Source organism: Pantoea rodasii (assembly GCF_002095465.1).
GTDB classification, from domain to species: domain Bacteria; phylum Pseudomonadota; class Gammaproteobacteria; order Enterobacterales; family Enterobacteriaceae; genus Pantoea; species Pantoea rodasii.
Genome location: NZ_MLFP01000086.1, coordinates 330,412 through 343,307 on the forward strand (window position 1 = coordinate 330,412; position 12,896 = coordinate 343,307).

17 protein-coding genes and 2 pseudogenes are annotated in these 12,896 nt (G+C 52.1%); 10 read left to right on the forward strand and 9 right to left on the reverse strand.

Features of this window, described 5'->3' with window-relative positions; translation table 11 throughout:
- The first annotated feature begins 15 nt into the window (after nt 1-15).
- The 8 genes from HA45_RS24880 to HA45_RS24900 all read left to right on the forward strand — a co-directional run bounded on the left by HA45_RS24880 (nt 16) and on the right by HA45_RS24900 (nt 4,074).
- On the forward strand, nt 16-492 hold the full coding sequence (locus HA45_RS24880) for a very short patch repair endonuclease (protein ID WP_100700852.1): 477 nt from the start codon (nt 16-18) through the stop codon (nt 490-492).
- A 70-nt stretch (nt 493-562) separates the two neighbouring features.
- Nucleotides 563-838 (forward strand): hypothetical protein, encoded by a 276-nt coding sequence (locus tag HA45_RS24885; protein ID WP_034824504.1) that lies wholly within the window; start codon nt 563-565, stop codon nt 836-838.
- An 11-nt stretch (nt 839-849) separates the two neighbouring features.
- Entirely contained in the window at nt 850-1,761 is a 912-nt protein-coding gene (locus HA45_RS24890) for a DUF808 domain-containing protein (RefSeq protein WP_100700851.1), read from the forward strand.
- A gap of 37 nt (nt 1,762-1,798) precedes the next feature.
- The gene (locus HA45_RS28775; RefSeq protein ID WP_255348773.1) at nt 1,799-1,933 is read left to right on the forward strand and encodes a hypothetical protein; all 135 of its coding nucleotides are present in this window, start codon (nt 1,799-1,801) and stop codon (nt 1,931-1,933) included.
- 179 nt (nt 1,934-2,112) lie between these two features.
- On the forward strand, nt 2,113-2,292 hold the full coding sequence (locus HA45_RS24895; protein WP_100700850.1) for a YodC family protein: 180 nt from the start codon (nt 2,113-2,115) through the stop codon (nt 2,290-2,292).
- A gap of 131 nt (nt 2,293-2,423) precedes the next feature.
- Nucleotides 2,424-2,630, forward strand: coding sequence for a hypothetical protein (locus HA45_RS28500; protein WP_244563534.1), 207 nt, complete (start codon nt 2,424-2,426; stop codon nt 2,628-2,630).
- On the forward strand, nt 2,630-3,001 hold the full coding sequence (locus HA45_RS28505; protein ID WP_244563535.1) for a hypothetical protein: 372 nt from the start codon (nt 2,630-2,632) through the stop codon (nt 2,999-3,001). The genes HA45_RS28500 and HA45_RS28505 overlap by 1 nt, the downstream gene beginning before the upstream one ends.
- Nucleotides 2,998-4,074, forward strand: a complete 1,077-nt coding sequence (locus HA45_RS24900) for a diguanylate cyclase (protein ID WP_244563536.1) — start codon at nt 2,998-3,000, stop codon at nt 4,072-4,074. The genes HA45_RS28505 and HA45_RS24900 overlap by 4 nt, the downstream gene beginning before the upstream one ends.
- On the opposite strand, the gene HA45_RS24905 is transcribed toward HA45_RS24900, so the two are convergent.
- The 3 genes from HA45_RS24905 to yodD form a co-directional block, all read right to left on the reverse strand.
- A complete protein-coding gene (locus tag HA45_RS24905; protein WP_100700848.1) occupies nt 4,071-5,291 on the reverse strand; it encodes a glycosyltransferase family protein in 1,221 nt (406 codons plus the stop codon). The two genes, HA45_RS24900 and HA45_RS24905, sit on opposite strands and share 4 nt — an antisense overlap.
- 23 nt (nt 5,292-5,314) lie before the next feature.
- Complete coding sequence (locus HA45_RS24910) at nt 5,315-6,112, reverse strand: mannosyl-3-phosphoglycerate phosphatase-related protein (protein ID WP_100700847.1); 798 nt, start codon at nt 6,110-6,112, stop codon at nt 5,315-5,317.
- Nucleotides 6,113-6,473: 361 nt separating this feature from the next.
- Entirely contained in the window at nt 6,474-6,707 is a 234-nt protein-coding gene (gene yodD, locus HA45_RS24915; RefSeq protein WP_100700846.1) for a YodD family peroxide/acid resistance protein, read from the reverse strand.
- Between the two features lie 317 nt (nt 6,708-7,024).
- On the opposite strand from yodD, the gene HA45_RS24920 reads away from it, so the two are divergent.
- The gene (locus HA45_RS24920) at nt 7,025-7,183 is read left to right on the forward strand and encodes a YqaE/Pmp3 family membrane protein (RefSeq protein ID WP_100700845.1); all 159 of its coding nucleotides are present in this window, start codon (nt 7,025-7,027) and stop codon (nt 7,181-7,183) included.
- A 67-nt stretch (nt 7,184-7,250) separates the two neighbouring features.
- Nucleotides 7,251-7,445: a protein DsrB gene (gene dsrB / locus HA45_RS24925; protein WP_100700844.1), complete on the forward strand. Its 195-nt coding sequence runs from the start codon at nt 7,251-7,253 to the stop codon at nt 7,443-7,445.
- 79 nt (nt 7,446-7,524) lie between these two features.
- Here the strand turns inward: dsrB and HA45_RS24930 are convergent, their stop codons facing one another.
- The 6 genes and pseudogenes from HA45_RS24930 to fliO all read right to left on the reverse strand — a co-directional run bounded on the left by HA45_RS24930 (nt 7,525) and on the right by fliO (nt 12,894).
- Entirely contained in the window at nt 7,525-9,231 is a 1,707-nt protein-coding gene (locus HA45_RS24930) for a methyl-accepting chemotaxis protein (RefSeq protein ID WP_100700843.1), read from the reverse strand.
- Between the two features lie 176 nt (nt 9,232-9,407).
- A pseudogene (gene rcsA / locus HA45_RS24935) lies at nt 9,408-10,042 on the reverse strand (transcriptional regulator RcsA).
- Nucleotides 10,043-10,670: 628 nt separating this feature from the next.
- A complete protein-coding gene (gene fliR / locus HA45_RS24940; protein ID WP_100700841.1) occupies nt 10,671-11,459 on the reverse strand; it encodes a flagellar biosynthetic protein FliR in 789 nt (262 codons plus the stop codon).
- On the reverse strand, nt 11,459-11,728 hold the full coding sequence (fliQ, locus tag HA45_RS24945; protein ID WP_100700840.1) for a flagellar biosynthesis protein FliQ: 270 nt from the start codon (nt 11,726-11,728) through the stop codon (nt 11,459-11,461). The genes fliR and fliQ overlap by 1 nt, the downstream gene beginning before the upstream one ends.
- A 40-nt stretch (nt 11,729-11,768) precedes the next feature.
- Nucleotides 11,769-12,499 (reverse strand): annotated as a pseudogene (gene fliP / locus HA45_RS24950) (flagellar type III secretion system pore protein FliP).
- Nucleotides 12,499-12,894 (reverse strand): flagellar biosynthetic protein FliO, encoded by a 396-nt coding sequence (gene fliO, locus HA45_RS24955; RefSeq protein ID WP_100700839.1) that lies wholly within the window; start codon nt 12,892-12,894, stop codon nt 12,499-12,501. Before fliO ends, fliP begins: the two are co-directional and overlap by 1 nt.
- Nucleotides 12,895-12,896 lie beyond the last annotated feature (2 nt).

The following is a 12,896-nucleotide window of genomic DNA, read 5'->3' on the forward strand; positions in this document are numbered from 1 at the left end:
TAAAAAGGAGACGCCATGGCAGACGTCCACTCGCAAGATATCCGCAGCAAAAATATGCGCGCCATTCGTAGTCAGGACACGGCGATCGAGCAGCGTATTGCGATGATTTTGAAAGATCGCGGCTTTAATTATCGTGTACAGGACAAAGCGCTGCCGGGCCGGCCTGACTTTGTGTTGCCACAGGAGAAGGCGATTATCTTTGTCCACGGCTGTTTCTGGCATCGCCATCACTGTTACTTGTTCAAAATGCCCGCCACGCGCACCGAATTCTGGAACGGTAAAATCAACAGTAACGTTGAGCGTGACCGCCGTTACATCCAGCAATTGCAAGAAAGTGGGTGGAAGGTGCTGATAGTTTGGGAATGCGCGCTACGCGGTAAATTGCGGCTGGAGGATGTGGCGCTGATAGAACGGCTGGAAGAGTGGCTGTTGGCAGCCATGCACAGTGGCGAAATGGATCATCAAGGCTTGCATCACTATCGCGTTGAATAGCGCGTGATTGTTGCTTTTAGCCGCCATAACGGTTTAGATCACCTCTTTCTCTGGGACGCGGAATCGAGCCATGAGCAGTATCAAACTGACGGTCAAACGCCTGTATCAACTTCGCGATGAGCGGATGGTGAACACCCACGCGACGGCACGTATTTACCTTGGCGAGCAGTTGGTGGCCACTGAAGAGATCAGTGGGATGACGGAAAGTCCGGTGAGCAAATATGTGCACGCCGGGGATCTTGCTGGGCAGACACTTCGCGTCGAATGGGACTGTGCGGGCATCGCCGATATGTCAGTGACGGCAGTTGAGCGTTGCCCCTGTTGTCAGGATCACGAACCGGAATAAGGATAAATATTTTGGCAGGAACCAGCTTACTTACGCTTCTGGATGACATTGCGACGCTGCTTGATGATATTTCAGTGATGGGCAAGGTCGCGGCAAAGAAGACCGCGGGCGTATTGGGTGACGATCTTTCACTCAATGCGCAGCAGGTAACCGGCGTAAAAGCCAACCGTGAATTACCCGTGGTCTGGAGCGTTGCAAAAGGCTCTTTTCTCAATAAATTGATACTGGTGCCGCTGGCGCTGATTATTTCGGCGTTCGCGCCCTGGCTGATCACACCGTTACTGATGTTGGGCGGCGCTTACCTGTGCTACGAGGGCGTGGAGAAGGTGTTACATAGCCTGAATCACGATAAAGCGGAAGACAGCCCGGAGGCGCGACAGCAGCGTCTTGATAAGCTGGCACAGCAGGATGCGCGCCAGTTTGAGAAAGATAAAGTCAAAGGCGCAGTACGCACCGACTTTATTCTTTCCGCCGAAATTGTCGCCATTACGCTGGGCATCGTCTCCGAGGCACCGCTGCTGAATCAGGTATTGATTCTGGCGGGGATCGCGATTCTGGTGACCATTGGCGTTTACGGTATTGTGGCGATGATCGTGAAAATCGACGATCTCGGTTACTGGCTGCGTGAGAAATCTTCAACGTTAGCGCAAGCCACCGGCGGCGCGTTGCTGGCGCTGGCGCCGTGGCTGATGAAGGTGTTGTCAGTGGTCGGCACCATTGCGATGTTCCTGGTGGGCGGCGGCATCATTGTGCACGGTATTGCGCCGTTGCATCACGCGATCAGCGAATACAGCAGCGGCTTCCATGGCGTGGTCTCGGCCTTTTTGAGCAACGGCGCCAATCTGGTACTTGGCTTTATCATTGGGTCGATCGTGCTGTTGGCGGTAAATCTGGTTGCGAAGGCACGCGGTAAATCGGTATAAAGCGCAGGAAATTTATTAATCACGGGTCAGGAGAACGATGATGAACGACGATATGTTTGAATTTGATATCGATGCGCAGCTGGAGCAGGCTGAAGCCAAAGCCGCTGAGAAAGCCAATGAAGTACCGGCAGAGATCAGCGATGAAGCGGACTGCGAAGGCTGCAAAATCTGATTTCCCACCCGGGAAACGTTTCAAAGCCGATAATAAATTTTATCGGCTTTTTTTATAAACAACATTTTACACTGCTTATTCCGATTTCGTCACAGTAATAGCATTATCCTATAGGCGTAAAAGCTGCCCAGCTGCTATAACTTTATCCGTTCATTCAACGGAAAAAGGGAGGGCGCGGTATGACCTTTGCGATCAGTGACGAAGTTCAGCATAAAGAGGGCGGACCCACGATGGTGGTGACCGGCTATGCCAGCGGAATGGTAGAGTGTCGTTGGTATGATGGCTATAGCGTGCGCTGTGAGGCGTTCCGCAGTGACGAACTGAGTCACTTGTCCGGAGCGCGCCAACTGGCCAGCTAACGCCTGCGGGACGGTTTCCACCGTCCCGTTGCTTTTTTACCTATCTGATTTTCCTTTGATCCTTGCCTGTACGCTTTTTCTTCCGCTGACTACACTTTTCGCATTCACCCCTTACCGATAACCGGTTGCCAATGCCCACTTCGCTTTTGCCGCCACGCGCAGGTAATCCGTTTCTGCCGGTGCATCTCTGCTTTCTGGCGGTCTTTCTGTTTTCTGCCTTTCTCACCGTGCACGAAGCGGTTGAACTGAAGAATAACTATGAAGAGCGTCAACGGGCGCAGCTGGCTGAAATCCAGAAAACCTCGACAGCCAGTTTCAGGAAAGCATTGATGAGCTGATGTTTTACGAGAAAATGCTCAACTATGCGTTGATGCATCCACTGGATTCGAGTCACACGCGCGAAGTGATTGCCCGCTTTCAGCAGCAGCGGCAGCAAACGACCTGGCAATTAACATTGGCCAGCCTGCGCAGTATGCCGCTGAATGGCGTCAGTGACAGTTGGCTAGCGCGCGATCCGCTGTTGGTGCGTAATAACGATCAAATCAACGAGGAATTGCGTGCCGCGCTGGAGTTAAGTTTTATCATGCAGTTTGGCGATCCGGCTCAGGATTTCCACTCACGCTTTTGGTATATCTCGCGCGCCGGTTTTTTATCAGCTCAAGGCCACCGCAAAGTCCGCAGGAGCTGGAAGAAAGTTATGGCACCATGACGCAGCGTCCCTATTTTCGCGAGCAGGACCCGAATAATCCGCTGCACGGTCGGCTGCGCTGGAGCGAAGCCTATCAGGGCGAATTCAACGAAGGGCTAATGATGACGGTGAGCACACCGATCGTCAGTAATGGCTATTGGTATGGTGTGCTGTCGATGGATTTTACCCAGTCGCGAATACAGGCATTGATGACCGAAGCTCGACACAGCTTGCTACAAGGCAAGTTGCTGATAGTGGACCGCTCGATGCATGAAATCACCCGCTTGCATGCGCCTGACGATAAACCGCTGACGCCGGAACAGCAGGATCGGCTGGAGAGCCGTATGCGGCAGTTGCCTGGCGGTGTGATGCGCCTTGGCACCCAGTTTGCCAGCTGGAGCAAGCTGAAAAATGTCGATGCCTATATCGTCAACATCCAGAGCCTGAAGCAGGGTATGTCGCAGGAGTTGGGCCGCGTGTCGCTATTTTTACTGGCTATGTGGCTGCTGTTTGTTTTACTGCTGCTGGTGGCGCATCAGGTGATCATCCGCCTGGTGCGGCGCATGGATGATCTCTCAGCCAAACTCACCTGGCGCGCCAATTATGATGGCATGACGCGGCTGCTCAATCGTAATGCGTTCTTTGAGCAGTTTGTCCTGCTGGCGGCGCGCAGTCAGCAACAGCAGACGCCAATTGCGGTGATTCAGTTGGACGTCGACTACTTCAAAAAGGTCAATGATACCTGGGGACATGCGGCGGGCGATCAGGCATTAATCCGGGTGGCGGGCGTGATTAGCCACACGCTGCGCAAATATGACGTGGCGGGACGTATTGGTGGTGAAGAGTTCTGCATCGTGCTGCCCGAAACCACCCTGGCCGATGCCCGCGCGGTGGCAGAGCGCATCCGTGCGCGGCTGGCGGCGAAAACTATCCTGGTTAACGCCAGCACCACCTTCAGTATTACTTTATCGGCGGGTGTCACCGGCAGCGAAGAGCAGGGCGATTACCATGCCGAAAGCCTGCAAGCCAGTGCCGATCGACGTCTCTATCTGGCGAAAACCGGCGGCCGTAATCGGGTATGTGCGGAAGGTTAAACTTTGCCGTCGTTATCTTCTTCCACCGCCTGATAAATACGCTGCAGGATGTCCGGGAAGGCGGATTGCACGCGGCTCCAGCTGGGAATAAACGGCTTCTCATTCGGCCGTTCAATAAACGCCTGTCCGGCATCCAGTATCGCCTGGGTGAACATTTCGACGGCCGCTTCCTCAATGTGTTGATCGAACTTTAGGCCGTTCATGGTCGCTTCGTGATTGTAGATCTCCATCATATCCAGCGCATTGCGATAATAAGTGGCTTTAAGCACGCGGAACGAGTCACTGGTGAGCGGCACGCCCATGGTCGCCAGCTTACGCAGCAGCGACTGCACGATATCATTGCTCATGCGTTTCAGGCCGCCGGTGCCATCTTCTTCCGCCAGCGGTTGGTGCTTGTGATCGTAGTTATCAGCGATCTCCACCTGACAGGTCTGTCGCGTGGTGTAGTTGCGGTAAATCTCCGAGAGCACGCCAATCTCCAGTCCCCAGTCGCCGGGAATTTTAATGCCGTTCAGCACATGGGTGCGCATGGCGAATTCGCCGGAAAGCGGATAACGGAAGCTGGTGAGGTAATCGAGGTATTCGGAATGACCATACACCTTCTGCAGCGAGCGCAGTAACGGCCCCACCAACAAACGACCCACGCGACCATTCAGCTTGCCGTCCGCCACGCGGGCGTAGAACCCTTTGCAGAACTCATATTGAAACGCGGGGTTGGCGAGCGGATAAAGCAAGCGCGCCAGCATGCTGCGCTCGTAGGTGACGATGTCGCAATCATGCAGCGCCACACACTGGGTGCGGTCCGAGGCCAGCGTATAACCGGTACAGAACCACACGTTGCGCCCTTTGCCCGGCTGGCTCGGCGACAAACCCTCTTTATCCAGTTCAGCATCCAGCGCTTTTAAACGCGGACCATCATTCCACAGGATGCGATGTCGTTGTGGCAGACGGGAAAAGAATTCGCGGGCAAACAGAAACTGATCGCGATCGGCGCGATCGAGACCAATAACGATTTCGTCAAGATAGGGCACTTTTGCCAGTTCGTTGACGATGTTGTCCAGCGCCGGACCTTCCAGCTCGGAAAATAGCGAAGGCAAGATCAGCCCCATTTTGCGTTTACGCGCGAAACGCACCATCTCTTTTTCCAGCGATTCAACGCTACGATGGGTGAGATTATGAAAATTAGTTATTACGCCATTCTGGTAAAAATCACTCATCTTCTCATCCTTTGGTCAGGCGATTAGTCGGGTTGCGCCAGAAAATAGTCCAGCCCTTCACGCCAGCCCAGCGGGCCAACATGTGCAGTGTGATAGATGTTTTGTTGATCGCTACGGGTCAGGACCACCGGAGATTTACTGAAGCCTTTGATCACCACCGCATAATCGACGTGCTCCAGCATCGGCGCATCGTTGGGGCCATCCCCAAGGCCAATGGTGATGCGCTTGCTGCCTTCACGCTGTGCAAGATGCTGCTGCACCTGTTGCAGAGCGACACCCTTGCCACAGCCTGCGGGCATCACATGCCAGAAGCGGCCGCCCTGCGTCAGCGCCAGATGTTGTTCTGCCAGCGCCTCGCGGAATGCATCCAGTTTATCGGCATCATCACGCCACAACACCACTTCAGAGGCATCGCGTCGGCGGCTCTGGCTGGCTTCCGCCAGCGTTAGACCGGTGAAGCGCGCCACTTCTGCGTCACTGAAATCATGAAAGCCGCTAAAGCGGAAGTGGGATTGCAGTGCTTTTAGCGAATGACACAGCGCGAGGTAGTCTTCCCCGGGTTCATCAGCCACGCTGAGTTCACCCTCTAACGCGATGCGGGCACCGTTTTCGGCGATAAACGGTGAGCCGCTGATGCCAAGGCGTTTTTGTAGCGGCACAATTTCTGCCGCCGTTTTGCTGGAACAAATGACAAGCGGAATGGCATGCTGTTTCAGGCGTGCTAACCACTCTGTTGCCGCATCCCAGTTGTAGTCATGATGATCCAGCAGCGAACCATCCAGGTCGGTGATTATCATCAGCGACGAATTCAGTCTGAGCATCTTCACACTCCTTACGCTGGGCGCATCCGTAAAGCAAAGAGATATCAGTATAATAGGGTTATCGCGATCACACTTTTTCGAGGTTTATCTGCCAGCTAATCCAGGATAAATCTTAAATAGAAACGGTCACAAAGTGGGGCATGCGTATTTTGTGCACAGGGAAACATAGCAGGTGCGCGGTGTTTTCGGTAACAAATGGGGAAGGTCATGCATATTTGTTCGTTTTACACGCAAGATTGGGACTTGTCTTGTGTTGACTAAAGCGTAGTCTGACTCAGGTGTTAAGAATTTCCTGGTGTAACGAATTTACTGATTTATTTTACCCGGCCATCCAGCCGGGTATTTTTTTATGTAATCGATTTCATCGGTTCACTTCACTGATCGAGAAGTCACGAATATCGAGTTCAAACGCTTCTGCCAGTTCAGTATACGAATCGTATGCTTCACCGTTCACTTTGACGCGATGGGCGTGCTCCGCCTCCATAAACTCTTTCACCTCGCCGGACGTTTTCTTTTGAATGGCTTCCAGCAATGCATCCACATCGATATTCACTTCGCGCTGCACGTTGTCACTGTACTCTTTGGCGGTGGTCATAGTGGGCCTCCCAGAGGCAATGAGATTCATCATCAGTATAGACAATGCGGGAGTGTGAGCGGAAAGGGCGGATTTCAGACAAAAAAAGCCCGCGCTGCGCGGGCAAAAATCCTTGTTACTTTTAGGTTGACTGCGCCTTTGGGGTTGGTGCAGTACGGAGAAGTGTACGAGTTGCCCGCGTCAGAAGTCTCTCTGTGTAACGTTAAGAAAGTGAAAAGCTCTGATTTGACAGAACTTTACCCGCCTGTCATCACATTTATCAAAACAGCGGCTATGCTTACAGATTAATGATAAATAAGTGATATCAGGGAGTTAGTATGGATTTTATTCGAATTGTGATTGCGATTTTGTTGCCTCCGGTCGGTGTGTTTCTGCAGGTGGGCTTTGGCGGCGCTTTCTGGCTCAACATTCTGTTGACGCTGTGCGGCTATATTCCGGGCATTGTGCACGCCGTGTGGGTAATCGCTCGACGCTGATCCCGATCAGGCAGCCATGATTTTCTTCCGTTACACTGTGTTCAGGACAATTTCTGGAGAGTGATCAATGCAGGTCAATGATCGTGTAACGGTAAAAACTGACGGTGGACCGCGTCGCGTGGGAACCGTGCTGGCGGTGGAAGGGTTTAATGAAGGCACCATGTATCTGGTGGCGCTGGAGGATTATCCGTTGGGAATTTGGTTCTTCAATGAAAGCGATCACGCAGAAGGGGTGTTTGTCGAGCCGTACGTTGAAGTCTAGTTAGCACGTCATTCAGGTGCGCATAACTGCGCACCTGTTGATATCCCAATTTGTCGCTATTTATGGCGACTCAGCCGAATCAGAAGGTTTCCCAGTTATCATTATTGCCCGGTGCAGCCAAAGCTGGACGCGGGGCTAACGTGGGGGATTTCAATGCCGTTGTTGCGGACGTCACCAAACGCGAAGCTGGCGAATCGTTTAATTTAAACGCTGCCACGGCCTGAGTCAGACGGCCCGCCTGATCTTCCAGTGAAGCCGCAGCGGATGAGGCCTCTTCAACCAATGAGGCATTTTGCTGCGTGACGTTGTCCATCTCCGTAACCGCCAGGCTCACCTGCTGAATACCCCGGCTCTGCTCATCAGAAGCGGCGGCAATTTCAGACATGATATCGGTCACACGACGCACGGCCTCGACAATTTCGCCCATGGTTGTACCGGCTTCACCCACCTGATGCGAACCGTTGGTGATCAACGCCACCGACTCCGCAATCAGTGATTCAATCTCTTTCGCCGCCTGAGCACTGCGCTGCGCCAGATTACGCACTTCACTCGCCACCACGGCAAAACCACGTCCTTGCTCACCGGCACGCGCCGCTTCTACCGCCGCGTTCAGCGCCAGAATATTGGTCTGGAAAGCGATGCTGTTAATCACGTTAGTGATCTCGGCAATTTTCTTCGAGCTGCCGGAGATATTATTCATGGTTTTCACCACGCCGTGCACCAGTTCGCCGCCGCTGCGCGCCTTACCGGAGGCATCTGCTGCCAGCTGGCTGGCATGATGGGCGTTCTCAGCATTCTGTTTCACGGTGGCGGTTAGCTGCTCCATGCTGGCGGCGGTCTGCTCCAGCGCCGAAGCCTGCTCTTCCGTACGCGAGGACAAATCGGTGTTGCCGGCAGATATCTCACTGGAACCCTGATAGATCGCCACGGCACCTTCTCGCACCGTGCCAACCGTGCGCACCAGTGCGGCCTGCATCAGCTGTAAGTTATGCAGCAGGCTGCCGATCTCGCTGCGGCCATAGGCCTGTTCAGGTGCCGTCAGGTCGCCCTGAGCAATTCGTTCAATGCGTTCAACCGACAGACGTAAAGGCGTGATCACCACGCGACGCAGGAAGATAAAGGTCAGCAAGACCAATACCAAAGCAGCAGCAAAAGCCGCGGCCATGGCAATAAAGCCCACGCGAGACTGATGGGCGGCAGCGGCATTAATGGCATCCGCGCGGTCGGTACGGATCTTGATCGCTTTCAATAATACCGCGTTATACGCATCATCCAACTTACGCGTCACGTCAGTTTCCTGTGCCACGATGCCTTCAAAGCTGCCCTGTTTAGCCGATTCAATCATCGGCTTTAAGCCTTTATCAATATAGTCATTGAAGGCTGCGGTGAGCGGGGTATCCAGCGCGATATCTTCTGGCGTTTTTGCTTCGCGATCCATATAGATTTTGAAACCGTCTCGCGCCTGCTTAATGCGTGTTTCGGTGCGAGCCAGATCGGCGCGATAGCCATCCATCTCACCGATACGCGCGGCCGCACCTGATTGCAGCACATTGAGGCGAGCAGTGCGTAAATGGTTTGAACTGTTCGAAATGCCCATGCGAATTTGAATTTCATCCGTGGCATCGTTCAGGGAATTATTACTCTGAATTAAGAAGTAACTGGCGAGGCCAATACACAGGGCAAAAAGCAGCAGAATGCCACCAAAGATCATGCTGAAAAGAGGCATCAGGCGCAGGTTCTGCCAGATGCTGAGCTTATATTGCCCATCAATCGATGCTGTTTTCATATCCTTGCTCTCATTTTAGGTAGGTGTTCTGAGAACAACCATCGGCAAAAGGCGGCAAAGGATTAGGCGACGAAGTGAGATCTGGCTCGCAAAACGCACTAAAACGGCAAAGGGCCAATCAGCGAATTGGCCCTTTGCCGGCTACGGCTATTTACTCAGTCGGTTTACCAGAGGGATTATCGCACGTTGACATAGATCCCTGAGGTTACATTATCGGTAAGGCGCACCACATGATAAATAACCTGTTTATTATGTGTCTTAATTTTTCGTTTAATATTACCTTTGTGTGACGATACCGTTTTTGCTTTAATTTGCATCTTGTCTGAAATTTGAATGGTGTCATGTCCTGACATCCACATTTTCAGCATATTTGATTCAGTCTGACTTAATGTCAGTGGGTGAATATCCAGTCCAGCGGAAATACGTGGAGAGGCATTGAGTTTCTTTTGCAGATAGGTGCCTAACAGTGAATCCAGAGTCGAGGTTTTTACCGATTTTGATGTAATAATCAGGTTCTTACGAACGTAGAGATATTCCTCAAAATGGATATTCGAGATCGCCATGAAGATAAAGAATAGCGTATCTGGATGCTGCATAATAATGGCACGAATACGATCGCTGGAATCGGATTCATGAATGAAGCACTCTTCATTAATAAAACGACACCGGGTTTAAGCTGTTCACATCTTTGCTGCAATTGTTCAATATCAGAGACCGGAGTAATATTTTTCTTTTTAACTCCTTTGGCCGACATATAGTCTGATAATCCCAGGCGTGTGTAGTTACATGAATCCATAATAATCGTTGGCATTATAGCGACCCTCACCAATTTGTTATCCGTTTAAATCAACGATGAATACGCGTTTGCGGTACGAGAGAGATTTCCAAAGACACTTTTTTATTCTGCTCGGCAGACTGGCGAATGATATCCGTGCGCCATCATGACTCTTCCCTGAACCCTGCTGCGAAGTTTTTTTGTGTTACTTCCACGTCACTCTTGTCCCCGCGATAGTGGGAATCGCCGGGAGTTTGCATTAAGTGTGTAAATCGCTCTGTTTTTGAGAGCCCTGTCACTATCGCGCAAGTCACAGACAAATCTGATAGGACAATTCTTAAAAACATTTGATTCGCGAAAGTGTGACGTTTCAGCGAGTGTTGACAATGCCGGAAAAAAGGGATTTAGACAAGAAAAATCGCTGTAATATTTTTTTGTTTAAAAACAGCCCTTTGAGCATTTTTTCAACCAATTCTCAAGGTTTACCACCTTAGGAATCGTCTGACTAAAATACGCGAAGCGCCGTTTAATAAGAATAATTTTCACCTGAAATGCGCATTTATCAGAATAACCTCAGTTGATTTCTGAGAAATATGGTTCGAAAAATGCACAGATTGATTTTGAATACTTAACTATTGCATAAGAATCACTGCAGAATGGTTAATTAGCTGGCGCGGGAGAGTTCTGACACAAACTGCGCGAGTAAATCAAAGACTTCGCCGAAGAGATGTTCGCAGAAGGGGGCAAGTAACGGCATCATCATACCCAGGCTAAGGATCCCTACCGTTAAGGTAATTGGGAAGCCAATGGCGAAAACCGACAGCTGAGGTGAAACACGGTTTAACAAACCTAGTGCCATGTTTAGCGTGAGCAACAGAACTATTAAGGGCAGCGCTAACATCATGCCATTAAGGAAAATTAATCCGGCGGATTTCACCAGCGCCATAAAAGCATTGGCGTTGAGAGGTTGATCGTTAATCGGCAGGGTATGAAAACTGTCCACCAGCAGCGAAATTAACCACAGATGTCCATTGAAGGTGAGAAACAGCAGCATTGCCAGCATGTCGAGAAAACGAGCCAGCACCGGCATGTTAAGACGACTGCCCGGATCAAAGAAGGTCGCGAAGGATAATCCCATCTGTAAACCCACCACTTCACCGGCCATACGTACGGCGGCGAACGCCAACTGCATGGTCAGGCCAATGCCAACACCAATCAACAATTGCTGTAGCAGGATCCAGAAACCAGCGGGGGTAAATAGTGTGACTTCCACCGGCGGTAGCACCGGAATCACAATCCATGTGGTCAGCACGGCAAGGCCGACTTTCACACGCTTGGGGATGGATTTTTCGCTCAGCACCGGGGCGCTGGCGAATAGCGCCAACAGTCGCACCATCGGCCAGAAAAACTGTGCGACCCAATGAATCAGCTGGCTGCTATCGAGATTAATCATTAACCGATGATATAAGGCAGGTTGGTAAACAGATTACGCATGTAATCCAGCACCAGGTTTAGCATCCACGGACCGGCAATCACCGCAGTGGCGGCAACCGCGAGAATTTTCGGGATAAAGGAGAGCGTCTGTTCGTTTACCTGCGTTGCCGCTTGCAACAAACTGATGATTAAACCGCTGACCAGCGCCGCCAGCAATAGCGGGGCGGCGAGCATCAGGGCGATACGCATCGCTTCCTGGCCAATGACCATGACGGATTCGGGGGTCATGCTGCGCTCCTGTGACAAAAAAGGTGAGGGCGTGAGCCACTCAGGAGTAGAAACTCTGTGCCAGTGAACCCACCAGCAGCTGCCAGCCATCCACTAATACAAACAGCATCAGCTTGAACGGCAGGGAAATGGTCGCGGGCGGCACCATCATCATCCCCAGCGCCATCAACACACTGGCGACCACCAGGTCGATGATCAGGAACGGGATGAACACGGTGAAACCAATCTGGAAAGCGGTTTTCAATTCGCTGGTGACGTAAGCCGGCAGCAGAATGCGCATTGGAACGGCTTCCGGACCGGCAATCGGCGCGGTGTTAGCGAGACGTGCAAACAATGCTAAGTCCGCTTCGCGCGTCTGGCGCAGCATAAATTCACGTAGCGGCTGTGCACCTTTCTCAATTGCCACGTCCATGCTGATTTTGTCCTGGCTGAACGGCAAATAGGCGTCGCTGTAAATCTTGTCGAAGGTCGCGCCATAATAAAGAAGGTTAAAAACAGCGACAGGCCAAGCAACACCTGATTGGGCGGCGCAGAAGGCGTGCCCAGGGCGTTACGCAGCAGACCAAAAACTATAATGATGCGCGTGAAGCTGGTCATCATCAGCAACACTGCCGGAATAAAGGTCAGCGCGGTGATAAACACCAGCGTCTGCACTGGCAGTGACCAACTCTGGCCGCCGTTGGCCAGCGGTTGACTCACCAGACCGGGTAATTGCGCATGGGCAACCGGTGCCAGTAAAAGCAGCGGCAGAAGGGGAAGCAATCGACGCATCATTGGGGTTTTCCGGGACGTTTAACCAGATTTTGCAACAGCTGACGAAAATCCTGCGGCGCAACGTTTTTGCTCACCCACTCTTCCGGTGGCACCGGCGGCAGTGAGTGCAGATGCGTAATTTGCTGTGCGGTCACGCCCAGCACTAAACGCGCATCGGCGGTATCGACAATCACTACACGTTCCTGGCGGCCGACCTGCACACTGGCGCTGATCTTCAACGCCTGAGTGTTGACGGTTTTCGGGGCAAACCCGAGGCGTTTTGCCAGCCAGCCACAGGCAAGGATCAACAGAACAATCACCGCCAGCACGCTGCTGACTTGTCCAATCACTGAGCCGGTAGACACCACCGGCTGGCTATGTACCGGTTGACCAATTTGCGCGTTCTTTAACATGC

Bases quoted from the DNA above. Each gene is read 5' to 3' on its own strand.
- HA45_RS24880 (WP_100700852.1), top strand. From the start codon at position 16: ATGGCAGACGTCCACTCGCAAGATATCCGCAGCAAAAATATGCGCGCC.
- HA45_RS24885 (WP_034824504.1), top strand. From the start codon at position 563: ATGAGCAGTATCAAACTGACGGTCAAACGCCTGTATCAACTTCGCGAT.
- HA45_RS28775 (WP_255348773.1), top strand. From the start codon at position 1,799: ATGATGAACGACGATATGTTTGAATTTGATATCGATGCGCAGCTGGAG.
- HA45_RS24895 (WP_100700850.1), top strand. From the start codon at position 2,113: ATGACCTTTGCGATCAGTGACGAAGTTCAGCATAAAGAGGGCGGACCC.
- HA45_RS28500 (WP_244563534.1), top strand. From the start codon at position 2,424: ATGCCCACTTCGCTTTTGCCGCCACGCGCAGGTAATCCGTTTCTGCCG.
- HA45_RS28505 (WP_244563535.1), top strand. From the start codon at position 2,630: ATGTTTTACGAGAAAATGCTCAACTATGCGTTGATGCATCCACTGGAT.
- HA45_RS24900 (WP_244563536.1), top strand. From the start codon at position 2,998: ATGACGCAGCGTCCCTATTTTCGCGAGCAGGACCCGAATAATCCGCTG.
- HA45_RS24905 (WP_100700848.1), bottom strand. From the start codon at position 5,291: ATGAGTGATTTTTACCAGAATGGCGTAATAACTAATTTTCATAATCTC.
- HA45_RS24910 (WP_100700847.1), bottom strand. From the start codon at position 6,112: ATGCTCAGACTGAATTCGTCGCTGATGATAATCACCGACCTGGATGGT.
- yodD (WP_100700846.1), bottom strand. From the start codon at position 6,707: ATGACCACCGCCAAAGAGTACAGTGACAACGTGCAGCGCGAAGTGAAT.
- HA45_RS24920 (WP_100700845.1), top strand. From the start codon at position 7,025: ATGGATTTTATTCGAATTGTGATTGCGATTTTGTTGCCTCCGGTCGGT.
- dsrB (WP_100700844.1), top strand. From the start codon at position 7,251: ATGCAGGTCAATGATCGTGTAACGGTAAAAACTGACGGTGGACCGCGT.
- HA45_RS24930 (WP_100700843.1), bottom strand. From the start codon at position 9,231: ATGAAAACAGCATCGATTGATGGGCAATATAAGCTCAGCATCTGGCAG.
- fliR (WP_100700841.1), bottom strand. From the start codon at position 11,459: ATGATTAATCTCGATAGCAGCCAGCTGATTCATTGGGTCGCACAGTTT.
- fliQ (WP_100700840.1), bottom strand. From the start codon at position 11,728: ATGACCCCCGAATCCGTCATGGTCATTGGCCAGGAAGCGATGCGTATC.
- fliO (WP_100700839.1), bottom strand. From the start codon at position 12,894: ATGTTAAAGAACGCGCAAATTGGTCAACCGGTACATAGCCAGCCGGTG.